This is a genomic window from Mucilaginibacter lutimaris (assembly GCF_042676625.1).
Classification (GTDB): Bacteria; Bacteroidota; Bacteroidia; order Sphingobacteriales; family Sphingobacteriaceae; genus Mucilaginibacter; species Mucilaginibacter lutimaris.
The window spans coordinates 85,911-111,208 of record NZ_JBHTIA010000003.1; the positions used below are offsets into that span (position 1 = coordinate 85,911).

General features: G+C 45.0%; 19 protein-coding genes and 1 riboswitch. Of the genes, 11 read left to right on the top strand and 8 right to left on the bottom strand.

What is annotated here, in order from left to right; all coding sequences use genetic code 11:
- A complete protein-coding gene (locus ACFQZI_RS01165) occupies positions 1-1,722 on the top strand; it encodes a glycoside hydrolase family 3 protein (protein ID WP_377137531.1) in 1,722 nt (573 codons plus the stop codon).
- On the opposite strand, the gene ACFQZI_RS01170 is transcribed toward ACFQZI_RS01165, so the two are convergent.
- Positions 1,719-3,305, bottom strand: a complete 1,587-nt coding sequence (locus ACFQZI_RS01170; RefSeq protein WP_377137533.1) for a S41 family peptidase — start codon at positions 3,303-3,305, stop codon at positions 1,719-1,721. The genes ACFQZI_RS01165 and ACFQZI_RS01170 overlap by 4 nt on opposite strands.
- Before the next feature lie 206 nt (positions 3,306-3,511).
- Here ACFQZI_RS01170 and murQ point away from each other — a divergent pair, with 206 nt between their 5' ends.
- The 6 genes from murQ (at position 3,512) to metF (ending at position 11,529) form a co-directional block, all read left to right on the top strand.
- Positions 3,512-4,321 (top strand): N-acetylmuramic acid 6-phosphate etherase, encoded by an 810-nt coding sequence (murQ, locus tag ACFQZI_RS01175; RefSeq protein WP_377137535.1) that lies wholly within the window; start codon positions 3,512-3,514, stop codon positions 4,319-4,321.
- A gap of 43 nt (positions 4,322-4,364) precedes the next feature.
- Positions 4,365-4,931 (top strand): hypothetical protein, encoded by a 567-nt coding sequence (locus tag ACFQZI_RS01180; protein WP_377137537.1) that lies wholly within the window; start codon positions 4,365-4,367, stop codon positions 4,929-4,931.
- Positions 4,932-5,034: 103 nt separating this feature from the next.
- Positions 5,035-5,778, top strand: a complete 744-nt coding sequence (locus ACFQZI_RS01185; RefSeq protein ID WP_377137539.1) for a Bax inhibitor-1/YccA family protein — start codon at positions 5,035-5,037, stop codon at positions 5,776-5,778.
- A gap of 386 nt (positions 5,779-6,164) precedes the next feature.
- Positions 6,165-6,276: riboswitch (SAM riboswitch) on the top strand.
- Between the two features lie 137 nt (positions 6,277-6,413).
- Complete coding sequence (gene metH / locus ACFQZI_RS01190; protein WP_377137541.1) at positions 6,414-10,130, top strand: methionine synthase; 3,717 nt, start codon at positions 6,414-6,416, stop codon at positions 10,128-10,130.
- 44 nt (positions 10,131-10,174) lie between these two features.
- Positions 10,175-10,537, top strand: coding sequence for a four helix bundle protein (locus tag ACFQZI_RS01195; protein WP_377137543.1), 363 nt, complete (start codon positions 10,175-10,177; stop codon positions 10,535-10,537).
- A 35-nt stretch (positions 10,538-10,572) separates the two neighbouring features.
- Complete coding sequence (gene metF, locus ACFQZI_RS01200) at positions 10,573-11,529, top strand: methylenetetrahydrofolate reductase [NAD(P)H] (protein WP_377137545.1); 957 nt, start codon at positions 10,573-10,575, stop codon at positions 11,527-11,529.
- 228 nt (positions 11,530-11,757) lie between these two features.
- Here metF and ACFQZI_RS01205 read toward each other — a convergent pair whose 3' ends face one another.
- Both ACFQZI_RS01205 and amaB read right to left on the bottom strand, forming a co-directional pair.
- Positions 11,758-13,401, bottom strand: a complete 1,644-nt coding sequence (locus tag ACFQZI_RS01205) for a S8 family serine peptidase (protein WP_377137547.1) — start codon at positions 13,399-13,401, stop codon at positions 11,758-11,760.
- 126 nt (positions 13,402-13,527) lie between these two features.
- On the bottom strand, positions 13,528-15,069 hold the full coding sequence (amaB, locus tag ACFQZI_RS01210) for an L-piperidine-6-carboxylate dehydrogenase (RefSeq protein WP_377137549.1): 1,542 nt from the start codon (positions 15,067-15,069) through the stop codon (positions 13,528-13,530).
- Positions 15,070-15,303: 234 nt separating this feature from the next.
- Between amaB and ACFQZI_RS01215 the strand changes: the two genes are divergently transcribed.
- From ACFQZI_RS01215 to ACFQZI_RS01230, 4 genes are all read left to right on the top strand, one after another.
- Positions 15,304-16,707: a tetratricopeptide repeat protein gene (locus ACFQZI_RS01215; protein WP_377137551.1), complete on the top strand. Its 1,404-nt coding sequence runs from the start codon at positions 15,304-15,306 to the stop codon at positions 16,705-16,707.
- 508 nt (positions 16,708-17,215) lie between these two features.
- Complete coding sequence (locus tag ACFQZI_RS01220) at positions 17,216-17,485, top strand: hypothetical protein (RefSeq protein ID WP_377137552.1); 270 nt, start codon at positions 17,216-17,218, stop codon at positions 17,483-17,485.
- A gap of 146 nt (positions 17,486-17,631) precedes the next feature.
- The gene (locus ACFQZI_RS01225; RefSeq protein WP_377137553.1) at positions 17,632-18,264 is read left to right on the top strand and encodes a response regulator transcription factor; all 633 of its coding nucleotides are present in this window, start codon (positions 17,632-17,634) and stop codon (positions 18,262-18,264) included.
- Positions 18,265-18,400: 136 nt separating this feature from the next.
- The gene (locus ACFQZI_RS01230; RefSeq protein ID WP_377137554.1) at positions 18,401-18,931 is read left to right on the top strand and encodes a hypothetical protein; all 531 of its coding nucleotides are present in this window, start codon (positions 18,401-18,403) and stop codon (positions 18,929-18,931) included.
- Between the two features lie 58 nt (positions 18,932-18,989).
- Here ACFQZI_RS01230 and ACFQZI_RS01235 read toward each other — a convergent pair whose 3' ends face one another.
- From ACFQZI_RS01235 to ACFQZI_RS01255, 5 genes are all read right to left on the bottom strand, one after another.
- Positions 18,990-19,790, bottom strand: coding sequence for a carboxylesterase family protein (locus tag ACFQZI_RS01235; RefSeq protein ID WP_377137556.1), 801 nt, complete (start codon positions 19,788-19,790; stop codon positions 18,990-18,992).
- Between the two features lie 62 nt (positions 19,791-19,852).
- Entirely contained in the window at positions 19,853-21,211 is a 1,359-nt protein-coding gene (locus tag ACFQZI_RS01240) for a glucoamylase family protein (RefSeq protein ID WP_377137558.1), read from the bottom strand.
- A 41-nt stretch (positions 21,212-21,252) separates the two neighbouring features.
- On the bottom strand, positions 21,253-22,929 hold the full coding sequence (locus ACFQZI_RS01245; RefSeq protein WP_377137560.1) for a glucoamylase family protein: 1,677 nt from the start codon (positions 22,927-22,929) through the stop codon (positions 21,253-21,255).
- Positions 22,930-23,021: 92 nt separating this feature from the next.
- Positions 23,022-23,855, bottom strand: a complete 834-nt coding sequence (locus tag ACFQZI_RS01250; protein WP_377137562.1) for a LamG-like jellyroll fold domain-containing protein — start codon at positions 23,853-23,855, stop codon at positions 23,022-23,024.
- 21 nt (positions 23,856-23,876) lie between these two features.
- Positions 23,877-25,295: a RagB/SusD family nutrient uptake outer membrane protein gene (locus ACFQZI_RS01255; protein ID WP_377137564.1), complete on the bottom strand. Its 1,419-nt coding sequence runs from the start codon at positions 25,293-25,295 to the stop codon at positions 23,877-23,879.
- Between the last annotated feature and the right edge of the window lie 3 nt (positions 25,296-25,298).

Below are 25,298 nucleotides of genomic sequence, written 5' to 3' on the forward strand. Positions count from 1 at the left end.
ATGAAACAAAGAATTTACACTGCCGGTTGTCTTCTTTTAATGTTTTGCCTGTTTAGCCGGGCAGGCATCGCTCAAAATAAAAGCTTTATAGCCACCATAACCGAACAAAACCGCTGGGTAGATTCGGTATATAAAAAGCTGAGCCGTAAAGAACGCATTGGCCAGCTGTTTTATGTGCGGGCGCATACCAACAAAGGCAAGGCTTATGAAGATTCTGTCGCTGCTATTATCCGCGATGAACATGTGGGTGGCCTGGTATTCTTTCAGGGCGGGCCTGTTAGGCACGCCAATCTCATCAACCTTTATCAAAAACAATCAAGGGTGCCACTGCTGATAGCGATGGATGGTGAGTGGGGCCTGGGTATGCGTTTAGATTCATCGGTATCGTACCCTTACCAAATGACCCTGGGCGCTATACAGGATAATAACCTTATTTATAAAATGGGGCAAATGGTAGCTTATGATTTTAAGCGCCTGGGCATGCACATTAATTTCGCGCCCGATGTGGACATCAACAATAATCCAAATAACCCGGTGATCAATTACCGCTCTTTTGGTGATAATAAATACAATGTAGCAAAAAAGGGGATAGCCTATTTTACAGGTATGCAGGATGCAGGTGTTATAGTTTTTGCCAAGCACTTTCCCGGCCATGGTGATACCAACGTAGATTCGCACTTTGCCCTGCCTCAGTTACCATTTACCCGCGGCAGGCTGGATTCGTTGGAAGAGTACCCTTTTCGCGAAGCCATTAACGCGGGCATAAGCGGTGTGATGATAGCGCATATGAACATCCCGGCGCTTGATAGTACTAAGAATTTGCCGTCAACCCTTTCGCGCCCCATAGTTACGGGTGTTCTTAAAGATTCATTGAAGTTTAAAGGTATTGTAGCATCAGATGCTATGGAAATGCAGGGTGTTGTAAAAAACTTCCCGAATGGCCAGGCCGACGTAAAGGCATTTCTTGCAGGTAACGACCTGATAGAACTATCCGTTAACTCAAAAAACGGGGCTAAACTTATTCTGAAAGCTATCAGGAAGAAACTGATAAGCAAAGAGGAGTTTGAAGCAAAGATCAAGAAGTTACTGGCAGCCAAATACTGGGCAGGCTTAAATCAATATAAGCCGACCATCCCGGCAGGCATCCCGCAGGATATAAACCGCCCTGCCGCCGCCGAACTGATACAGCAGCTGGCAGATGCCTCCATTACGGTATTAAAGGGGGATAGCCGAACCATACGGCAGGACCCTTTGAAAAAAACGGCAATCATCAGCATTGGGTTAGACAGGCCAACGGTTTTTCAAATGGAACTATCAAAATGGTATGCTAATAGCATGATTTTCCACGTAGATAAAAACATGGGCGTACCCGAAATGAACCGGATGCTGCAAATGTTAAAGCAATACCCGCAGGTTTTTGTAAGCATACATGACACCCGCACCCGCCCCGCCAGCAAACTCGATTACAGCAATAACGTAAAGCTTTTAATATCTGAACTGGCTGCTAAACCAAACGTAGTAATGAGTGTTTTTGCTAACCCATATACGCTTGCCGGCCTGCCGGGGATAGAAAAAAGCGCCGGTATTTTAGTGGGCTACCAAAAAGATGATGCCATGCAGCGCTCGGCCGTAAAAGTAATAACCGGATTAATGAAACCGGCTGGCAAATTACCCGTAAGTGTAAATACGTTTTTCCCTACAGGTACAGGGGTAAGTTTTTAATTGCTTGCCAGGGCTTTTTTAAACGTAGTATCATTGGCGTTAAGTACGCGGTAGTACGCATTATTGCCCCATTTAAAACGGGCGGCATTGGCTTTTACCAGCGTTTTTATGCTTTCTTTAGATTGCTGCAACTCCAAAGGGTTAACTTGTTTAATGGTTTGTGAGGCATAACCCATAAAATTTTTTAGCCCATCATCACTAAGGTTGTATTGCTCAATAAAATTATCGGCAGTAGGGTATCTGGATAACACAGGTTGTAGCCTGTCAATAATATAAGCGGTAAAAAGCTGGTTTTGAGCAAGCTGATCAACCAGATTGGTGTTTTGAGTGGTATCTGCAGGTACAAAAATGTCGGGCATAATTCCTCCGCGGCTAAGTACTTTACGGCCTTTAGTAGTGTGGTAGGTTGCCGCCCCCAAAAAAGCGCTGTCGTTTAAGTTACTGCCGGCATTCATAAACTCGCCTTTATGCATCCTGTTAAGCAGTTCGTTACGATAGCTGGCCAGGCCGTTTGCATAGGATTTTTGTATAGATCTGCCCGATGGGGTATAATACCTTGCAACCGTTAGGTTTATAGCCGTACCATCGCCAAACGGAAACTGCTGCTGCACGAGGCCTTTACCAAATGACCGGCGGCCAACTATTGTGGCCCTGTCAAGGTCCTGCAAGGCGCCTGCCAGGATCTCGCTGGCCGATGCCGAATACTCATCGATAATTACGGTTAGGTCACCCTTTTCGTAGCTGCCCGAGTCGGTAGCAAAATAATCGGTACGCGGCTCGTGGCTGCCTTTGGTATAAACTATTAGTTTGCCTTTCGGTAAAAACTCATCGGCCAGGCTGGTGGCTGTATTTAAATAGCCGCCACCATTGCCGCGAAGGTCAAGCACCAGTTTCTGCATGCCATCGGCCTTTAATTTTCTAAGGGCATCCCTAAAATCAGTATCGGTGGTTGACGCGAATTTGCTTATTTTAACATACCCGGCGCCGCCAACGTTATAAGCGGCGTCAAGGCTGCTCAGGGCAACACGGTCGCGTTTTATCTGGAAATTTTTTATTGTGTGAGCCCCATCACGGCTAATGCCAAGGCTTATCTGCGTATCTTTTTCGCCCCTGAATGTTTTGCTGATGTGTGCTATATCCAGCCCCGTACCCGAAAAAAGTTTGCCATCAACAGTTATCACCCTGTCGCCAACCTTAACGCCTGCTTTTGCCGCGGGGCCATTGGTGTTAACCTGGGTAATTACAAGTGTATCGCGCAGCAACTGGTATTCTAAGCCAATGCCGGTAAAGCCACCCTCTAACCGCTCGTTAATAGAGCGGGCCTGTTGTGCGGGCAGGTAAACCGAATGAGGGTCGAGGTTTTGCAGCAGGTCGTTAACAGTTACGCCTTCAATACTGTCGGTATTTACCGAATCTACATACTTATTAGTGACTAGTGATAGCACACGCGAGATTTTATCGGGGCGGGCGCTCAGGCCAAGCCTTTGCCCTACCATATCGCCATTACTAAGTAATATGCCGATACCTATCCCTATCAAAATCAATATAAGCGTCCTGAAAATTATTCCCGCAGTTTTTTTCATGTGTAAATGGCCATCGCAAAGCTAATAAATAGCAGCTATTGCTTATAATTTATATCACCTTCGTTGCTTTGATGTTTTTTATTCAATTTTGTTAAAAAATATCAGCCTCACCCTGCCCTCTCCAAAGGAGAGGGTCCAAACAAGTGAAGCTTAAAGTCCTCTCCTTTGGAGAGGATTTAGGTGAGGCGTAACTTTAATGCCAAAAAATGGAAAGAAGCACCGAAAAAGATTCGAAATATAACGGCTTGGAGAACATGCCGCTGCATGAGCTTTTGCAGAACATTAATAACGAAGATAAAACTGTACCATTGGCCGTAGAGAAAGCTTTACCGCAGATAGAAGCACTTGCAAAAATAACTACCGACCGAATGAAAACAGGTGGCCGCCTGTTTTATATTGGCGCGGGTACCAGCGGCAGGCTGGGCGTTGTTGATGCATCTGAATGCCCGCCAACATTTGGTGTTCCGTTTGATTGGGTGGTGGGCATCATTGCCGGGGGCGATACCGCCATACGCAAAGCGGTAGAATTTGCCGAAGATAACACCACCCAGGCCTGGAAGGACCTGCAGGAGTTTAATATAAATGAGGGCGACGTAGTAGTGGGCATAGCAGCATCTGGCACTACGCCTTATGTTATTGGCGGCTTAAAAACGGCCAACGAGCATGGCGTTGCCACGGGATGTATAGTTTGCAATGCAGGCAGCCCGGTAGCCGCGGCAGCCCAATACCCCGTAGAAGTAGTAACCGGCCCCGAGTTTGTGACCGGCAGCACCCGTATGAAGGCGGGCACCGCGCAAAAGCTGGTTTTGAATATGCTCAGCACAAGTGTTATGATACAATTGGGTAAGGTAAAGGGTAATAAAATGGTTGATATGCAGTTATCAAATGATAAGCTGATACAGAGGGGAACCAATATGGTAATGGCCGAAACAGGCTTGTCCGAAACCGAAGCCGCGGCCCTGTTAAACCAATACGGGAGTGTGCGTAAAGCAGTGGAAAGTTTAAAAAATAAATAAAGAATTTAAGCCTCATCCTTAGGGGAGGTTTGGAGGGCGCTACATGCACGAAATAGAACCATATTACCGCTGGCGGGATGATTACGTAGCATCGGAGGATGAGAATTCGCCGTTTTACGCTACACAGTATAGCGAGTTTGAATTTGACAAGCAGGTGTATAATTATTTACTGCACCCGCAGTGGGATTCTTTTGGGTCGAACACGTTGTACTTAAAGGTTTTGTATGTGGATTACGACCGGGGTTACAGCATTATAGAATTTATTGGCGAATGGAACGATGCCATTAATAACGATATTATGCTGATGAAGCGTGAGTTGTATGACCTTATGGTTGATCAAGGTGTAAACAAATTTGTGTTAATTGGAGAGAATGTTTTAAACTTCCATTACTCTGATGATAGCTACTATGAAGAGTGGTTTCAGGAAGTGGAGGATGGATGGATAGCTGGGATTAATTTTCAGGAACACGTTATCCGGGAGTTTAAGAGCGCTAATATCGATTACTACATTAACTTTGGAGGCCAGCTGGATGAATTAAACTGGCGCGCGTTAAAACCTTTGCAGGTATTTAAAAAAGTTGAAGAGCAATTAACAAAAAGGCTAAACTAATCAATTGCCATAGTTGAGCAACCTTTGCGAAACATTAACAACAATAGGTGTTACTTTGCGTTCAAACATTATTATATTCGTATAAATAATTTTCTAAAGATAAATGGAAACTAAAACTAATAATTTCGAATACGTTTACGACAACGTAAGCTACGTTGAAAACCCCGAAGCATCCCGTAAATTCATTGCAAATGTTTTTGTTTGGATGTTTGTGGCTTTAGGGATTTCTGCCCTTTGTACCTACACATTTGCTTTCGTTCCCGAGCTATCAGGTATACTGCGCGACCCGGAAACAGGCCGTAATAACATTTTAGGTACTGTTACCATGTTTGCGCCTTTTGTGTTAGTGCTTATCATGTCGGGCAGGTTGCATAAAATGAGTGTTGTAACTGCGTCCATCATGTTTATAGCCTTTTCGGCCATCATGGGGATAAGCCTTAGCTATATATTTTATATTTATGGTTTTGGCACTATCTCGACAGCATTTATTACATCGGCCATTGTTTTTGGCGTAATGGCCATTGGAGGTTATACAACCAATCAGGATCTGACAAAATTTGGCTCTATCCTTATCATGCTGTTAATTGGCGGTATCATCGCCACCGTGTTAAACTTATTCATCTTCCACAGCGGAAGTTTTAGTTTATTAATTAGCTACGTATTGGTGGCAGTATTTGTAGGCCTTACCGCCTACGATGTGCAGAAATTAAAACGCATTGGTGCAGGCTTAGAGTACGGTAGCGCCGAAGGTAAAAAGACTGCTATAATGGGCGCTTTAACCCTTTATCTTGATTTTATTAACCTGTTCCTTTTATTGCTGCGCATATTTGGCGGTAACAGGAGATAATAGGTTTAAACCATATTGAAGAGCCGCCTGCAATAACAGGCGGCTTTTTTTTTTTAAAGAGTTTACTTACACGGTCATTGCTTCGCTCGACCCCTCTTTTCGCTTCGCGGAAAGAGGGGTCCAAAATAATCCCCGCTTTGCGCAACAGAGAGGGGCAGGGGGTGAGTTAATCGTTAAAGATTTTGGCTAAAGCCAGTTTTGCTTGTTTGCCATCCGTCTCATTTATGGGACGGCAATGAATTTGCAGTTAGCTTGATTAAATGTTTTATCTTGTAAAAATTGAAACACGGCAAAAATCATTGCCGTTGGCTTCAGCCAACGGATAGCAGGCAATTGCGTGTAATTTATACGCTTGCACTTTACAACATTATTATTCATCTTTGCATTGCTTATGGAGAAAGACGGAGGGATTAGACCCTGCGATGTCTTAGCAACCTGTTACTTAACAAGGTGCTACATTCTACTCAAACCAAATGAATGGCTTGAGACAGATAAGTGAAAGTCAATTCAACACCCGACTTTTCGAGTAAGCTGAGTTTTGAGATTTCATAGATAGTTTTTTGATTACACCGATTTCGGTTGCGATCATTTTTAATCGGTGCAATCATCAAAAAAAAATCGGTGCAATCATAAACATGGATATTAGAAAAGAACTACAAAAACGCATATTGGTTATTGACGGTGCTATGGGTACCATGATCCAAAGGTACGAACTTGGTGAGGAGGACTTTCGCGGGGAGCGTTTTCGTGATCATCCGTCGGACCTTAAAGGCAATAACGACCTGCTAAATATAACCCGCCCGGATGTGATCAAGGCTATTCACGCCGAATATCTGGACGCCGGTGCGGATATCATAGAGACCAATACCTTTAGTACACAAAAAATATCACTGGCCGATTATCACCTCGAAGAACTTGATTACGAATTAAGTTACGAAGGCGCGCGCATTGCCCGTGAAGTGGCCGACGAATACACTAAAAAAGATCCGTCGAAACCACGCTTTGTGGCTGGCGCCGTTGGCCCTACAAACCGCACGGCTTCTTTATCGCCGGATGTGAACGACCCCGGTTACCGCGCCGTTACGTTTGATGACCTCGCGCAGGCTTACTATGAGCAGGTGCGTGGTTTGGTGGATGGCGGCTCGGACGTGTTGCTGGTCGAAACCATATTTGACACATTGAACGCCAAAGCAGCGCTGTTTGCCATACAACGATATAAAGACGAGTGTAAAGCCGCAGGTAAAGATTACCCTGCGTTCCGTGAGACAGGGGGGATTATGATCTCCGGTACCATTACCGATGCATCGGGTCGTACCCTTTCCGGGCAAACGGTAGAGGCTTTCTGGAACTCTATCAGTCACGCAAACCTGTTATCGGTAGGGTTGAACTGCGCTTTGGGCGCTAAAGAAATGAGGCCCCATTTAGAGGAGCTTTCTGCAAAGGCAGGTGTATTTATCTCGGCTTATCCTAACGCCGGTTTGCCGAATGAATTTGGCGCTTATGATGAAACACCGCACGAAACCGCCCACCAGGTGGATGATTTTATAAAAGCCGGGCTTGTAAATATTGTAGGTGGTTGTTGTGGCACCACGCCCGACCACATTAAATGCATTGCCGAAAAGGCTGCAAAATATCCGCCAAGACAAATTCCTCAAATAGAGCCTTATTTAAGATTAAGCGGACTGGAAGCAGTAACCCTTACTCCCGAAACAAACTTTGTAAACATAGGCGAGCGTACCAATATCACCGGGTCGCCCAAATTCTCCAAACTCATCTTGGCCGAAGATTACGAGGCTGCCCTTACTGTTGCCCTGCAGCAGGTAGAAGGCGGCGCGCAAGTCATAGACATTAACATGGATGAGGGGATGATAGACTCGGAAGCGGTGATGGTGAAATTCCTGAATCTGGTTGCCAGCGAGCCCGATATTGCCAAGTTGCCCATCATGATCGATTCGTCCAAGTGGACGGTTATTGAAGCAGGCTTAAAATGTTTGCAGGGAAAAGGCATAGTAAACTCTATATCGCTGAAAGAAGGTGAAGAAAAATTTAAAGAATATGCGCGTAAGATCTTAAGCTATGGCGCTGCAGCCGTAGTGATGGCCTTTGACGAAACAGGACAGGCCGATTCACTGGAGCGCCGTAAAGAGATCTGTGAGCGCAGCTACAGGATATTGGTTGATGAGGTTGGCTTCCCGCCGCAGGATATCATCTTCGACCCGAATATATTAACCGTAGCAACCGGCCTCGAAGAGCATAATAACTACGCGGTAGACTTTATTGAAGCTACCCGCTGGATAAAACAAAACCTGCCGTTGGCAAAAGTAAGTGGCGGGGTAAGTAATATATCATTCTCGTTCCGTGGTAATAACGTGGTGCGCGAGGCCATGCACTCGGCATTCCTCTACCACGCCATTAAAGCGGGATTGGATATGGGTATCGTAAACGCCGGGATGCTGGAGGTATACGAGGAAATACCTAAAGATCTGCTGGAACTGGTTGAGGACGTACTGTTAAACCGCCGACCAGACGCTACAGAGCGCCTGGTAGAGTTTGCCGATACCATAAAGAGCAAAGGCAAAGAAGTGGTTCGTGATGAGGAATGGCGCAAAGGCCCGGTAGAAGAACGTTTGTCGCACGCGCTGGTAAAAGGTATCATCGAGTATCTGGATGATGACGTTGAAGAGGCACGACAAAAATTTGCCAAACCGCTGGAAGTCATCGAAGGCCCGCTGATGGACGGCATGAATGTAGTGGGCGACTTGTTTGGCGCCGGCAAGATGTTTTTGCCGCAGGTAGTGAAATCCGCCCGTGTTATGAAAAAGGCGGTGGCTTACCTGCTGCCCTTCATCGAACAGGAAAAACAGCGTGTTATAGATGCCGGTGAAGATAGCAGCGGCAGCCGCGCCAATGCCGGTAAGGTGTTAATGGCTACCGTAAAAGGCGACGTACACGACATCGGGAAAAACATAGTAGGCGTAGTATTGGCCTGTAATAACTTCGAGGTGATTGACCTTGGGGTGATGGTGCCCGCGCAAAAAATTATAGAAGAAGCAAAGAAACAGGAAGTAGATATTATAGGCCTGAGTGGTTTGATCACCCCGTCGCTAGATGAGATGGTGCATTTCGCTAAAGAGATGGAGCGCGAAGGATTTAGCATTCCGTTGATCATCGGCGGCGCAACTACCTCGCGCATTCATGCCGCGGTAAAGGTAGCCCCGCATTACTCGGGTGCTGCCATACACGTGCTGGATGCATCGCGCAGCGTAACGGTTTGCAGCAGCCTGATGAACCGCGATACCCGCGACAGTTATATACAGGGTATTAAGGATGAATACACCAAAGCCCGCGAAGCGCATGCTAATAAGAAAAACGACAAGCGTTTTGTAAGCATTGAACAGGCGCGTGAGCAGAAGTTTCAAATAGATCTTAAAACGGTTGCGCAAGCTCCTGCATTTTTAGGCACAAAGGTTTTTGAAAATTTCCCGTTGGAAGAGTTAGTGCCGTATATAGACTGGACGCCATTCTTCCACACCTGGGAGCTTCGCGGCAGCTACCCTAAAATTTTTGCCGACAAGTTTGTTGGCGACGAGGCCAAAAAACTTTTTGACGATGCACAGGCATTGATGAAACGCATAGTCGACCAAAAATTATTGCGCGCGAGTGGTGTTATCGGTTTTTGGCCGGCTAACAGTGTGGGTGATGATATTGAGTTATATACGGATGAGAGCCGCCAGCATTTGTTGACGCGTATTCATACACTTCGCCAGCAAAATGAAAAAGTTAAGGGCGAACCGTATTATGCCCTGTCGGATTTTATTGCGCCTAAAGATAGCGGTGTAGCCGATTACTTTGGCGGCTTTGCAGTAACAACAGGTATTGGATGCGACGAATTGGTTGCCGAATTTGAGGCCGACCACGACGATTACAACAGCATCATGACCAAAGCCATTGCCGACCGTTTTGCGGAAGCCTTTGCCGAAAAGATGCACGAATTGGTACGTAAAGAATATTGGGGTTATGCTAAAAATGAGCAACTGGATACAGACGAACTGATCAAGGAGGAATACCAGGGCATCCGCCCGGCACCGGGGTACCCCGCTTGCCCGGATCACACCGAGAAAACAACTTTGTTTGAGATCTTGAAAGCGGAAGATAACGCCCACATGCACCTTACCGAAAGCCTGGCCATGACACCCGCAGCATCCGTAAGCGGATTTTATTTTTCGCACCCTCAAGCCAGGTATTTTGGACTAAATAAAATAAGTAAAGACCAGATAGAAGATTACGCACATCGTAAGAATTTATCGGTTGATACAGTTGAGCGTTGGCTTGGGCCGAATTTGAATTATTAAGTGGTGTGGGTGCCAGAGCGAGAGCGAGACATAAATAAGATATAATGAATTATACCGATTTGGAAGCTTGGAAAGAAGCTCGAATTTTAGTGAAGCAGGTTTGCAGCCATATAGCATCCTTTCCTAAAGAAGAGATATATGGCTTGCAGTCTCAAATCAAAAGATCGGTAATTTCGATTCCATCCAATATCGCTGAAGGCTGTGGAAGAAGCCATCCAAAAGATTCGATGCGCTTCTTTTTTATAGCAAGGGGCTCAGCTTATGAATTAGAAACACAATTATATCTTTCTTTTGACCTAAACTTTCTTGACGATATTATACTTAAACAACTTTTAGATAAACTTATAAGGGTTAGAATGTTACTCGCTGGCTTAATCAATCATCAGAAATCTAAGATAAAAGATTAGTCCCACACTCATAACTCACACTCGCACCCACAAACATGAAGATAACAGAGCATATTCAAAATGCAGCAGGGAAAACACTTTTTTCCTTTGAACTAATACCACCTTTAAAAGGTCAAAGCATTCAGGGAATCTATGACGCTATCGACCCGTTGATGGAGTTTAAGCCGCCGTTTATTGATGTAACATCGCTGCGCGAAGATTATATTTACAAGCAGCACGAGACCGGCTTGCTGGAGAAACTGGCGTACCGTAAGCGCCCCGGCACAATAGCTATCTGCGCGGCTATCATGAATAAGTATAAGGTAGATACCGTTCCGCATTTGCTGTGTGGCGGGTTTACTAAAGACGAGACCGAGAACGGCCTCATCGACCTGCAATTTTTGGGTATCGATAACGTATTGGTCCTTCGCGGTGACGCGCGCCGCGGCGACGCTTCTTTTGTGCCCACACCAAACGGCCACTGCTATGCTACCGAACTGCTACAACAGGTGGTAAACATGAACAATGGTATTTACCTGCACGAACATTACGAAGGTATCATGAAAACCGACTTTTGTATTGGCGTTGCCGGGTACCCCGAAAAACATTTTGAGGCGCCAAACCTAAAAACGGATTTTAAGTATTTGAAACAAAAAATTGATATGGGTGCAGGCTTTATTGTTACCCAGATGTTTTTTGACAACCAAAAGTATTTCGATTTTGTGAATAACTGCCGGGCCGAAGGTATCAACGTGCCGATAATACCCGGACTAAAACCTATTACCACTTCAAAGCAATTGATCAACCTGGCAAAAACATTCCATATCGATATACCCGAGGCATTAAGTGATGCCATACACGACTGCAAAGATGAAAAGAATGTAAAAGATATAGGTATCGAATGGATGATAGAGCAGTGTAAAGAGCTGGTTAAATTCGGCGCGCCGGTACTGCACTTTTACACTATGGGTAATCCCGGCCCTACAAAAAGGATCGCCGAGGCGATATTTTAACTACTATAAAAGCAAGTCATTGCGAGGAACGAAGCAATCTCCGAATTATGTATAGCCGTATGTTTTGTCATGCTGAGCGATAGCGAAGCATCTAATCGCTGGCATGCATTCGGTGATTGCAAAGTTCAATAATAGATCCTTCGCTATCGCTCAGGATGACAAACAATAAAAACAAGTAAGGCCCGACTAATCGTCGGGCCTTACTTGTTTTACATCAAATGACCATACTTATATCCCTTGCGGTTTCATTTTTGATGCTGCAACTACTGCTTTGTAGGCGTTAACCACACCGCCTGTTTTTGATAAGGTTGTAAAATCAACTTTTTCGGTTTGACTGCCCGGTTTCAAAACCATAAGGCCGGTTACCGGTGTGGCCGATTCTAAGATGGCTTGCTTAACTTGTTTGGCTGTTAGTGTTGGATAATACTCTAATATCAATGCGGCAACACCTGCGGTAATTGGCGATGCAAAGCTGGTGCCATCGGCAGTGTTAAATTCGGCATCCATGTTTACTGATGTTACCTTAACGCCGGGAGCAAATACATCCACTTTCTTTTTACCATAGTTGCTGAACGATCCTGCAAGGTTCGCGTCGGCCTTATCGGCAGATGCACCCACGCTGATCACGTTATCGGCATCAAGGGCTGATCCGTCTTCAAACATGTCATTTGGAAACTCGGGTTTGGTATCTACATCCAGGTTATCGTTACCGGATGCCTGAATCAGCAATACATTTTTAGCGGCCGCGTATTTAAAAGCCTCGTCTACCCAAGCTTTATGCGGGGAGATCTTTTTACCAAAGCTCATGTTAATTACTCGTGCGCCGTTATCAACAGCGTAGTGTATGGCATTGGCAATGTCTTTATCGTACTCGTCGCCGTTTGGCACGGCTTTAATAGCCATAATGCGCACATTATCGGCAACGCCATCAATACCGTATTTGTTATTACGTACAGCGCCTATAAGGCCTGCAACGCCTGTGCCGTGCTCAGCATCGGCAAATTTAAGCAGGTTGCTGCCATATGGCTTGCCATCGTTTACATTAGGGTCGTCGCCTACAATGCGTTTGCGTGCATCCAGGTCTGGGTTAACATCATTGTTAAGCTTGGCAAGGTACTCGCTCAGGTCGTTAATGATCTTGGCGCTGGTTTCATCACCACCTTGCTGCTCAAAAACAGATGCCCACACATTTTTGCTTTGTTTAACAGTATCGGTAGCAGCTGTTATTTTAGCAAGGTCGGCTTTTTTAAATGACGCGCCCGCTTTTAAGTTAAGCGCCTTTTTAATGTAACCGCTGGTGGCCATCAGCGCGTTCATTACGGGTTGTAGCTGCTGTATCTCGGTTTTAGATTTGTTGTAGGTTTCGTTATGCTGTAGCTTTACCTTTTCCCAGTAAGCAAATTCCTTTTCGCTGCCGGCAGGTGCGCTGGTAAGGTTTTCGTATTTGATTTTAAGCCTGTTGTACTCGCGTACCTCTTCGGTAGTTTCGGTAAAATCGCACTTGCCGCCCGGGCCGCCTAAAAAGTTCCAGCCGTGTATATCGTCAACATAGCCATTCTTGTCGTCGTCAATTCCGTTACCGGGAATTTCTTTAGTGTTGGTCCAAAGTACAGGTTTAAGATCAGCCTGGGCGGTATCTATCCCGCTATCAATAGTGGCAATAACAACTGTTTTGCTTTTTTTGCCTTTAACAAACTGGTACGCCTGGTTTAAACTGATGCCGTAGTAACCGTCGGTTTTAAGGTCCATCAGATGCCAGTTCTTTGGCAGTTCGGCAGCCGGTTTTGGTGCAACCTGTGCGGTAACATCAATGCTTATTAACAGGGCGGCGCTTATTAATGCGCCGGTAATGGTCTTACAAAATTTATTCATAAAGGGATATTCGTGTTTTAAATTTTAATATCGAACACCGAATGCCGAATGATGAAGTTAAAATTCGGCGTTCGAAATTCGATATTCATTATTCGATATTATTGCTTTTCGGTTTCCTTAATTGTTCTACAGGTCAAATTTAATGCCCTGCGCTAATGGCAACGTTTTAGAATAATTTATAGTATTGGTTTGTCGCCTCATGTAAACTTTCCATGCGTCACTTCCGCTCTCGCGGCCGCCGCCGGTCTCTTTTTCGCCGCCAAAGGCACCGCCTATCTCCGCGCCCGATGTGCCGATGTTAACGTTGGCAATGCCGCAGTCAGAACCCGCGTACGAAAGGAAAGTTTCTGCCTCGCGTAAATTGTTGGTCATGATGGCCGATGATAAACCCTGCGGAACGCTGTTCTGTAGTTCAATGGCTTCCTCAATGGTTTTGTATTTAATAAGGTAAAGTATTGGCGCAAAGGTTTCGTGCTGTACAATTTTATAATGATTTTCTACTTCGGCAATACAAGGCTTTACATAACAACCCGATGAGTAAGCATCGCCCTCCAGCTTGCCGCCTTCAACCACAAATTTGCCACCTTCGGCTTTGCATTTTTCGATAGAATCGAGATACAACGCAACCGCGTCCTGGTCTATCAGTGGGCCCATGTGGTTAATCTCATCCAGCGGGTCGCCAATTTTTATCTGGCCATAAGCGCTAACCAGTTTCTGTTTAAAAGCGTCGTACACACTTTCGTGGATGATGAGCCTGCGGGTGCTGGTACAACGTTGACCGGCAGTACCCACCGCGCCAAATACAGCGCCAATAAGCGACATGTCAAGGTCGGCATTTTCGGTGATGATAATGGCGTTGTTACCCCCAAGCTCTAAAAGGCTTTTGCCAAGGCGCGCTCCAACAGCAGCGCTAACAGCCTTGCCCATACGGGTAGAGCCTGTAGCCGAAACCAGGGGTACACGGGTATCGTTACTCATTATCTCGCCTATCTGGCGGTCGCCAATAATGAGGCAGCTAACCCCCTCATCAACATTGTTTCTTTTAAATACTTCCTGCGCTATGTGCTGACAGGCGATGGCCGTTAAAGGTGTTTTTTCGGACGGTTTCCAGATGCAAACATCGCCGCAAACCCAGGCCAGCATAGCATTCCAGCTCCAAACGGCAACCGGGAAGTTAAAGGCAGATATTACCCCAACAATGCCCAGCGGATGATACTGCTCATACATGCGATGTTCGGGGCGTTCGCTGTGCATGGTAAGGCCGTAAAGCTGGCGGCTAAGCCCCACTGCAAAATCGCAAATGTCAATCATCTCCTGCACCTCGCCGTAACCTTCCTGCAGGCTTTTGCCCATTTCGTAAGATACCAGGGTACCCAGCTCCTTTTTATTTTCGCGCAGCGATTCGCCAATTTGCCTCACAATTTCGCCACGTTTTGGCGCGGGGATGGTACGCCATGTTTTAAACGCTTTTTGGGCGGTTTCTACAACGGCATTATACTCATTAGCATTAGCAAAGGTGGCTGTTGCTATTTTCTTTCCATCAGTTGGCGATATAATGTCTTTTACCTGCGCACCGGCGCTGCTGCCCCAGTTGCTACCCGTACTAAAGGCATGGTTTATATCGTTAATATGTAAATGATCAAGAATATCTTTTATTGCTAAGCTCATAATTGGTACTTTTGTCAAAGGTAAAAATCTTTAGGGCAATTCCTCAACTCATCAACTGCCGGCATAAATGCTTTTCATTTATTATCAGCCACTTGTATTAACACGTGTTAATAATGTTTGTATGTTGAAAACTTAATTGACTTATAGAGGCTTATTATTGTAATTTGAACTCATGTTTAAGCCTTCCGGATAAACATCCGCAGGGGAAATATGGTGTTCTGCAAAAAAACTTGAATGGAAGAAGAATTTGATTTTGGTTTTACCGAAGATCCAAAGTTTTCGGTAGAACGGTACGAAGAAATGATCCGAAATCATGACCAGTACTTTTTTGACGCGCAGGCGTTTGAGAACATTATAGACTACTACATAGAAAAGAACGACCCGGCAAAAGCCCTGCAGGTATCTGAATATGCCCGCAACCAGCACCCCTTCGCGGCCGTTTTCCTGATCAAACAAGCCCAGTTATTAGTAGTAACCAATCGCGCCGGCGAAGCATTTGCCGCGTTAGATAAGGCCGCCATGCTGGAAGCCAGCGACGCTGATATTTACATTATACGCGGAAACCTGTACGAGAGCATGGAGCGCAACACCGAGGCTTTAGAGAACTACGAAAAAGCGCTTGACCTTGCCGAAGAAACCGACGAGATATTACTGCACATTGCCTACGTTTACCAGAACATGGGCGATTATGAAACGGCCATTACTTACCTTAAGCTGTGCCTTAAACAAAACATGGAAAACCAGGATGCACTTTACGAGCTTGCATTTTGCTATGATGTTTTAGACAACCAGGAAGAGAGCGTACAGTTCTATCAGCAGTATATTGATAACGAGCCTTACAGCTATGCCGCATGGTATAATTTAGGCAACGCCTACACCAAATTAAGCCTGTTTGAGAAAGCTATAGACGCATATGATTATGCCATCCTGATCAAGGACAGCTTTGCATCGGCCTACTTTAACAAAGGTAACGCGCTGGTTAACCTCGAGAAATATGCCGAGGCTATTGAAGTGTACCGCCAAACATTTGAGTACGAGCAGCCCAATGCTGATACCTATTGCGCCATAGGCGAGTGTTATGAAAAGCTGGAGCAGATGGACGAGGCCCGTTCGTTCTATAAAAAATCGGTTAAGATGGATCCTAAGCTGGCCGATGCCTGGTTCGGGATAGGGGTAACACTCGATTTTGAAGAACGCTATTTTGAGGCCCTGCACTTCTACAAAAAAGCTTTGGACCTTGATATTGCCAATGCCGATTACTGGTTTGCTATCGCGGATGCCGAATACAAACTTGGTCATTTGAAAGAGGCCGAAGATGCTTACGAAAAAGTAGTTGAGTTAAACCCGCTTGATGTAGACGCATGGCTGGATTACTCGTCTATCATGTATGAGCAAAAGCGGCTGGTTAATGCCATTGAGGTAATATCGCAGGCTATTAAGAACAACCCCGACGCGGCAGAACTGTACTACCGTATGGTGGCCTACCTGTTTGCCAGGGGAGAATATAATGAAGCGCTGAATTACCTGGAAATGGCCCTCGCGTCGGACCCGGAGAAACACTACATCCTGTTTGATTACCTGCCCCAGTTGCAGGAGAACAAGGTGATCATTGATATTATAAACAGGTATTGTAAATAAGCAATCAAATCCAACCAGTTATAAACCAATCAAATGTTAAGAGCCGGACGAATAAACGTTCGGCTTTTTTGTAGAAGAATATTTTTTTAATTCCCTCCCCAAGGGAGGGTTAGGGAGGGGTTTCTACAAGCGACATAATTCAGAGCATTAATAAACTATCATTGCCGTTGGCTTCAGCCAACGGATAACATAAGAAAATAGTACTTGCTTTAGCCAATTTAACCAGCCGACTTTTAGCTAAGCCGATAATGGATGTTCCTATTCCGTCCCTTGAAAGGGACGGCAATGAAGTAAGATGGCGTCTTGCAAGCCATACAGGCGATAATAAAATAATTGATGTTCATGGTGTCGCTACCTTGTCACCATTTTAACGCTTTGATGTTTGATTATGAGTGTGTTGTGAAAAACGCACCTGCATGTGCAAACGTGAACGTGAACATATCCTGCCCGCCGGGGGGCGGAAAACAATACCCGACATTCATCCGTTGATATTAAAAACCGAATAGTTATGAATACTCCAGATAACCCGACTCCCGGCAGCAATTTTCCTATAGAAGGCGAAAACGGCGACCCGAAAGTGAACGCTGCCGAACAGGATGCCATAACCAACAAGGATGATACCGATAAAATAACCAACAAAGATGGGGTGGTTGCCGATACTGATGGCATTACCGAAACCTTGAGCGAAAGCGAACCTGCCACGGACCTGAACGCTGACAACCAGATTACCAATAACGATAGCGCAGGTACCAAACTGGAAGCCGATGAAAGTTTTTAGATTTTGTTGCATGCTTAAATACCCAATAAATGGTATTTTTTTAAGATTTTGAGGTGTTATTTTTATTTACTATATATTTAGTTTGCTAACCGGTTGACAATCATCAATACGGACATAAAATTATCACACCTAACACCCCTAAACCAATGGAACTTGTTAAAAGTATTTTTATTGTTGACGATCATCAAATGGTTATTGATGGGCTAAGATTGATAATTGATACCATTAACGGGTTTGATATTGTTGGCGAAAGTACCAGCGCCCACCAGGCATTAGATATGCTGGCTGATACCCACACCGATATTTTGTTAACCGATGTAAGCATGCCCGAAATGAGTGGTATTGAGCTTACACGGTTGGTAAAAAAGAAATTCCCGCATATTAAGATCATCGCGCTATCGATGTTTAGTGAGAGCCAGGTAGTTGCCGAAATGATAGACGCGGGTATCTCCGGCTATATCCTTAAAAATACCGGTAAGCAGGAGTTGATTGAGGCACTGAACAAGGTATCATCGGGCCAGAACTATTTTGGGCAGGATATTACCCTGCAACTCATGAAGTCCTTTAAACGCAATCAGGATGAGTCATCGCGCCTTACCGACAGGGAAATAGAGATCATCAGGATGATAGAGCAGGATTTTGGCAACAAGCAAATTGCCGATATGCTGTTTATCAGCGAGCGCACGGTTGAAACCCACCGCAAAAACATCCTTCGCAAGACAAATACCCAAACCGTTGTAGGTCTGCTTAAATATGCCTACGAGCGTAAGATCATCTAAAACCTCGCTTTTTATAATCCCTCCAATACCAATTGCGGTTAGTACGTAGTAAAATATGCCTTTTTAACGTGATTGTAGCGGGTTAAGAGTTTAAGCAACTTTGTTTTAAATAAACAAACACTTAAACATTAAAACGATGAAAAAAATTAAAGGGGCATTTATAATAACAATGCTAATTGCGGTTGCAGCAGTATCATGTAAAAAGGATGATGCTAAAACCGACAATAACACGGGTGGCGCGGCTACCGTTTCTGCAAGCAACTATGGTTTCGACGGAACTGCAGGTGCTTCATTTAAAAGCACTAAAGCAGGAATTGTGCAGGTAGGTAATTTATGGACGCTTAGCGCTATTAAAGATGGCAGTAACGAGTCTATTAGCATTGTGCTGGGCAATGTAACTGCAACCGGCACCTACAAATTAGACCAGGGCAACAACGACGGTAACGGAGCAATTATGCTAAAGGATTTTAAATCCGCAACAGGCGAAGGCGCATACAGTACCGATTTACCTGCAACAGGCGGTATGACAGGTGGCGGCGAGGTGAAGATCACCAAATTAACCGCCACCGAAACAGAAGGTACGTTTTACATAGTTGCACACAACAGTGCCGGTAAAGAAGCCTTTGTTGAGCAGGGTACATTCAAAGGTGCTTTAAATAAAAAGTAATAATCAACTAATTCCATAATGAAAAGATCGGCCCTTAATTCAAGGGCCGATCTTTTTATTATTTACTATGCGAGAATAACCACGGTATTAGTCCCGGTTCAGCAAAGGCATCGTCCCAGCTATTATGATCATCATTTGGGTAAATGGTAAATTTAGGGTTGGCGCCAGCGGCTTTAAGGGCATCAACCACCACCTGCGAATGATCGAAAGGCACCACACTATCCTTTTGCCCGTGGAAGATCCAGAGCGGCACCTTCTTAGCATACTTGCTTACGTTATTGGTGTTATCGCCGCCACAAATAGTAAAGGCAGCGGCAAACGTATTGGGTTTGCGTCTCAATATCTCAAATGTACCCATACCACCCATAGATAGGCCGCCTATGTAAACCTGCTTTTTGTTGATAAAAGGTTTATCAAGCATTTGCTCTACCAGCCCCAGTAAGGCGCTCATAGGCGGCGTAGGTTCGCCGCCCTCCTGAAAATGGAACGCGCGCTTACCCATGGCGTTGGTATCTATCTTTACATTAGACCAATAACCGTTTGCCGGGCATTGCGGGAACACCACTATTGCCGGGTAATTTTGGCGGATGGTATCGTTAAGGAACAGTTTAGGACCATATTTTATCTGCGCTTCGTTATCCTTACCACGCTCGCCTGCGCCATGCAATACAATTATAAGCGGATATTTTTTTGAAGGGTCGAAACGTTTGGGGAATAGGATGCGGTAGGGCAGGGTATCTGTCTTGGAGCTATACAGGCCCTTATCAAACGCCGAATTAATTTGTGCCTGGGCAAAAAAAGGAAATGCCAGGTAAAGCATACCCAGCATTGCCAATATTCGTAATTTTTTAATGATCATGGTAAACGTTTAGTGTAGTTATGATACTAAACGTAAAAAATCCGATTTCGATTTAAATCGAATTATTTATTTTTTGCTGCTACTATATCCGGGCTTTTAAAATCGAGCTTTTTAAGGCCGTTTTGAATTTCAGGCGCACTCATAAATAAGTTCCATAACAGGCCCGAGCGATAATTCTCTATCATCACAATAATTGGCCCCTGGTCAATAGCCAGGTATGATTTTGCGTACCAGTCCTTCGATTCGCTGAAAGCGTCGGTAAACCCATATTCGCCCCATATCTTGTCGCCCAGATCATAATAAAAGTGGCGTAGCGCTTTCATAGAGTACTCTGGTGTGTACGGGAAAGCCGATAAGGCGGCGGTTGGTGTAATAACACCAAGGTCATTATCGGGTGAATGGGCGTTATAACCTTCATAATTATCACTTGCTGTTAATCCCCATGAGTTTTCGCCATAGCCTTTAAACTTTTTAGGATTATCAATACAGTATGCGCGGTTAATAAGGGTATGGTTGCGGTTCTGCTCCCAATAATCCGCATAGCGGTCTGTTAGGCCCTTAGGGTTGAGCCCCAGGAATGAGTATTGCGAAAAGAATAGCGGGCCGCCATAGGCAAAACCTAATGGCAGTTTGTAGCCATAATATGTATGGCCGTTTTTAAAGAAGTCGCTTTGTGTCCAGCCGCGGTGGTAAACCTCGGCGCTAACCGGGTAGCGGTCGGCAGATGCTGCAAGGATGTAAGTGATCAAACACTCGTTAAACCCGCGGATAGGGAAATTCATGGCCCAACCGTTGTTTGGGCTCCAATGCCAGTACAGGTTGTCGCGGCCATCCCGGGTGTACCAGCTCCATTCAGTTTCGCCCCAAATCCAGCTGATTACGTCGCGTATGCGGCGTTCTTTTGGTGTATTGGCAGTGTAGTACTGTTTTGCGCAGATAAGGCCTTGCAGCAGGTACGCGGTCTCTACCAGGTCGCCGCCATCATCCTTGCGGCCAAAGCGGATGGTTTTGCCTGTTTCGCCATTTAGCCAGTGGGGGAAAACACCATGATAAGAATCGGCACGGAATAAAAACTCTACTATCTTCAGCATCCTGTCTACAGATTGCTCGTGGGTGATGAATTTGCGGTGATCAGCAGCTATCATGGCCATAATACCAAAGCCCGAACCGCCGGTAGTAACTACCTCGTCGCCATAGTCAAACGATTTATTGCTACGCTCGCGGGCAAGGCCACTCACCGGGTGCCCAAAATCCCAAAAGTAACGGAAGGTTTGGCGTTGTACCACATCAAGCAGGGCGCTGTCGCTTAGGTTTTTGATGATGCCTATAGGTTTAATGCCATCCTGTTTTACGGCAGGCTTTTGCGCCATTGCATGTATTGATGCAATAATAAGCCAGGCGCTTAATAATATTTTCTTCATTGGGTTGTTGTTCAAACTTAAAATAGGTTACACAATGCTTTTTATAGCGAGGGGCTTGTAAAGCCCAGCCCTTTCATACCGGTTTTTATCTCGGGGCAACTCATAAACAAGTTCCAAAGCAGGCCGCTACGGTAATTTTCTATCATCACAATAATAGGACCCTGGTCTATAGCCAGGTATGAATTAGCAAACCAAGGGTTGTTTAAATTGTAGGCGTCGTAAAAGCCGTAAGGTCCCCATAGTTTATCGCCAAGCTTATAGTACATAAACTTTAAAGCCGCCATTGATTGTGCAGGTGTGTAAGGCATTGATGATATAGCTGCGGTAGGTGCAATTACACCAATATCATTGGTTGGCGAACTGGCAGTATAGCCACCTTCAACGTCGCTTGCGGTTAATCCCCAGCTATCGTCGCTGTATCCGTAATAGTTTTTAGGGTTTGCCACGCAATAATTATAGTTTATTTCGGAGTGCGCTTTATTTTGTTCCCAGTAATTAGCGTAAGCATCAACCAAACCGTTTGGGTTTATACCCAGGAACGAGTAATGCGCGAAAAACAGCGGGCCTCCCTGCGAAGGACCTAATGGTAATTTTACTCCGTAATAAGTTGCGCCGTTCCTCATAGCCCCGCTTCCTGCCCAGCCTTCGTCATAAACGGTTTTTGGTATACTATGGGTGGCAGATGATGCTGCTAATACATATGCTATCAGTCCTTCATTCCAGCCGGTTATTTTCATGTTGATGGCCCAGCCGTTGTTTGGGCTCCAGTGCCAGTAAAGTGCATTTTGGTTGCCTTGCCTAAACCAGTCCCACTCCACATTTTTATATAGGGTGGTAATATCTGACCTTAGCGTAGTTTCGTCTGCGTTTGAGCTATTAAAATACTGGCGTGCCGTTAACAAACCCTGCATTAGTAAGGACGTTTCAATTAAATCGGCGCCGTTATCCTGCGCGCTAAAAGGTTGTACAGCACCCGACGTGCCATTTAACCAGTGTGGAAATGCACCGTGAAATGTTACAGCTTTAGTTTTTAAGAAACCTACAATTTTTTGCATGCGTGCAAGGCCTTCGGCACGGGTTATAAAATTGCGGTTAACACCAACAACCATGGCCATGATACCAAAGCCCGAGCCGCCGGTAGTAACCACATCGCCAGATGTATTGCGTTCTAAAGCGAGGCCGCTTACGGGGTGCCCAAAGTCATAAAAATATTTTAGGGTTTGTTTCTGTACCAGGTCAAGCAGCTGGTTATCTGTTATGGCCGCAAACTTATCTGTCGAATCTATACCTGTAGTGAGATTTATGGTCAATGCCGATTGCAAGTTGCCATTTTCTGTAGACTTTAAGCCGGTAGTTACGTCAATAGTGTACTTAGTTATAAAAGCTAAAGCAGGTTTTATAACTACAGTGTTGTCATTATCCTCGTAAGTGGTAGTGTAAGTAACATTGGAACCAGCCTTATCTTTAATAACAACAGCCGTAGCTACCGATGCCCTGCTAAGCGCAGCCGAAAAACTGATCTTAATAACCGGGGTTTTATCAATATTGGTATAAGTAAAGCCATTGGTTAGCCCGTTAACCTTTAGTGCATTAAAACTAAATGATGAAGGGGTAGTAACGGGTGGGGTTACCGGTTTTGATGGTGTTGTATCGCTTTTACTGCAGGCAAAAAGCAACATCAATAAACTTAGTGTGGCAAAAATCTTTAAATCTCTCATCAGCATCCTGTTTGGCAGCTTTACCTGCAATTAAATTTCAAAAAAAGAGGCTGCCCGGCATACGCCAGACAACCTCATACTCAATCAAATGTTTACTTTCCGCGACCTTCGAGTTTGGCAATAGAGCCAACTTCTATGTCGGTTAACGCTTTATTATAAATTCTTACTTCGTCTAATTTACCTGGTAAAAAACTTGCCCAGCCCTCGGCACCATGTGTTGAGGTTTGGCTTGGAGTGGTCATGAACTGAGGCGCCCCAAAAACAATGTTACCCTGGTTTTTAAAATTGAGCGGACCTGTTACACCCGGGAACGCGCCGTTAAAAACCCTTGAACCATTCACATAAACCTTGCATATTGAGGTTTTCTCGTCATAAGAAAACGCAATGTTCACAAATTTATTGAACAGGTTTTTAACCCCATTCACCTCCAGTGCTTTGTCGTCGGTTCCGTTAAATAAGTGGAAACGTAGCAATCCGTTATCATTTGTGCTTCCGTTTTCAAAAAAGATCTCGATGTTGCCCCAAAAGCCTGCTTTATTGGCAAGTGAGAATAGAGGGATGATACCTACAGATGGCGGAGGGGTGTTTACCCACTCTGTAAGGGTAAAGCTTTTAAGGCCGCTTACTGCCGCAGACGGGGCAGCTAATACATAGCTGTTTAAAGCACCCTGCATGGCATCGCGTTTAACGCCACCGGCAAAGGTTGTACCAGTAGCTGTTCCCTGCGTGTTTGATACGCTATCAACCAGCCCACCGTCAAAAGCCCAATAGCCAACTAAACTTTCTTTAGCAACCTGGTTAGCTGCTGTATAGCCGTTAATATCTAAAGGCGGTGCATAAGTTGATGGATCGAACTTTTTTTGGCATGACGACAGGCCAACACCAACAAGTGCAGCCATCAATATATATAGATTATTTTTTTTCATAACATTAAGTATTAATGGTTATTAATATCCCGGGTTTTGAGTTAAAACACCGGCAGAAAGATCGATCTCGTTTTGAGGGATAGGCCAAACTTCATTTTTGTTTGCTTTCCAGCCTTTAGGGCCAAATATGGTTTGCGCGCGGCCCTGGCGTATAACGTCAAAGTAACGGTCAAACTCCATAGCCAATTCTACCTGGCGTTCATGCCATATTGCCTGTTGCAAAGCAATTTTATCGGTAGTTGTAATTTTAGGCAGAATGGCGTTATTGTTACCACGCGCACGCGCTCTAATCAATTCCAAATCGGCTAAAGCGGTTCCGGCATCACCCAATTCATTAGCAGCTTCCGCGTTCATTAATAATACTTCGGCATAGCGTAAAACCCTTACGTTTTGGTCCTCGCCCTGGTTTTGAATGAATGGGTAACTTTTAGGTACATATGATTTTTGATTATACCTTGGGTTTGGCCCTGTGGCTTCAATAGCATCGCCCTGCGGTGTGGTTTCGCCACGGAAAATAATAGTAGCATCCATACGAGGGTCGCCTGGTTCAAAAGCATCAACCAACGCCTGCGTAGGGGTATTAAAGCCCCAGCCCAGGTTAAGGTTACCCGGTACACCTTGTATTTGCGAATACTGGCTTGTTGCAGCGCCTCCGCCTAAACTTTGTGCCTGTATCTCAAAAACCGATTCTGAATTATTTTCATTTGGAATCCTGAATGATTCTTCGAAATTAGGGAACAAGCTATAGCCAAGCCCTTTTACTGTATTGGTTAAACTTAAAACCAGGTCCCATTTTTTCTGATACATGGCAACCTTTGCATGTAATGATAAAGCTGCCCCTTTTGTAGCACGGCCAATATCACTTGAACCATAACTTTGTGGTAAAACCGCGGCAGCATCTGTTAAATCGGTTTCTATAGCAGCCCAAACATCAGCTTTTGGCGTGCGTGGCAGGTTATATTCGCTGGCATCTTTTGGTAAATGCAAACGCAGTGGTACATCCCCAAAAGCACGCACAAGCCTAAAGTATGCATAGGCACGCACAAATTTAGCTTCTGCCAGGTAACGGCTTTTAAGCGTAGCGTCCATAGCGATATTAGGCACGTTATCTAATACCTGGTTACAAAGCTGAATATCCTGATACTGCCCGTTCCAGAAATCCTGTATCTGGCCTTCTGTTGCAGTTACGGTAAAATTATCAAAAGCATTCATATAAGAAGCATCTGCAGGGGTGCTACCTTTTTCTGCTTCATCAGACCCTAAGCTTTCAATAGCCATTGGGGCAAACGCCGTATTATTCCATACACGTAAGTTGGCATATATTGAGTTTACGGCTTTTGTAGCATCGTCTGCGGTCTTAAAGAATTCCTGGCTTGGCTGCTGGCCCTGCGGCGGTACATCAAGGAAGCTTTTTTTGCATCCCTGTGATATTAGCAGCACTGC

Coding starts and splice junctions, on each gene's coding strand:
- ACFQZI_RS01180 (WP_377137537.1), top strand. CDS start 4,365: ATGCACGAAATAGAACCATATTACCGCTGGCGGGATGATTACGTAGCA.
- metF (WP_377137545.1), top strand. CDS start 10,573: ATGAAGATAACAGAGCATATTCAAAATGCAGCAGGGAAAACACTTTTT.
- murQ (WP_377137535.1), top strand. CDS start 3,512: ATGGAAAGAAGCACCGAAAAAGATTCGAAATATAACGGCTTGGAGAAC.
- ACFQZI_RS01195 (WP_377137543.1), top strand. CDS start 10,175: ATGAATTATACCGATTTGGAAGCTTGGAAAGAAGCTCGAATTTTAGTG.
- ACFQZI_RS01220 (WP_377137552.1), top strand. CDS start 17,216: ATGAATACTCCAGATAACCCGACTCCCGGCAGCAATTTTCCTATAGAA.
- ACFQZI_RS01225 (WP_377137553.1), top strand. CDS start 17,632: ATGGAACTTGTTAAAAGTATTTTTATTGTTGACGATCATCAAATGGTT.
- ACFQZI_RS01170 (WP_377137533.1), bottom strand. CDS start 3,305: ATGAAAAAAACTGCGGGAATAATTTTCAGGACGCTTATATTGATTTTG.
- ACFQZI_RS01240 (WP_377137558.1), bottom strand. CDS start 21,211: ATGAAGAAAATATTATTAAGCGCCTGGCTTATTATTGCATCAATACAT.
- amaB (WP_377137549.1), bottom strand. CDS start 15,069: ATGAGCTTAGCAATAAAAGATATTCTTGATCATTTACATATTAACGAT.
- ACFQZI_RS01245 (WP_377137560.1), bottom strand. CDS start 22,929: ATGAGAGATTTAAAGATTTTTGCCACACTAAGTTTATTGATGTTGCTT.
- ACFQZI_RS01185 (WP_377137539.1), top strand. CDS start 5,035: ATGGAAACTAAAACTAATAATTTCGAATACGTTTACGACAACGTAAGC.
- ACFQZI_RS01205 (WP_377137547.1), bottom strand. CDS start 13,401: ATGAATAAATTTTGTAAGACCATTACCGGCGCATTAATAAGCGCCGCC.
- ACFQZI_RS01215 (WP_377137551.1), top strand. CDS start 15,304: ATGGAAGAAGAATTTGATTTTGGTTTTACCGAAGATCCAAAGTTTTCG.
- ACFQZI_RS01235 (WP_377137556.1), bottom strand. CDS start 19,790: ATGATCATTAAAAAATTACGAATATTGGCAATGCTGGGTATGCTTTAC.
- metH (WP_377137541.1), top strand. CDS start 6,414: ATGGATATTAGAAAAGAACTACAAAAACGCATATTGGTTATTGACGGT.
- ACFQZI_RS01250 (WP_377137562.1), bottom strand. CDS start 23,855: ATGAAAAAAAATAATCTATATATATTGATGGCTGCACTTGTTGGTGTT.
- ACFQZI_RS01165 (WP_377137531.1), top strand. CDS start 1: ATGAAACAAAGAATTTACACTGCCGGTTGTCTTCTTTTAATGTTTTGC.
- ACFQZI_RS01230 (WP_377137554.1), top strand. CDS start 18,401: ATGAAAAAAATTAAAGGGGCATTTATAATAACAATGCTAATTGCGGTT.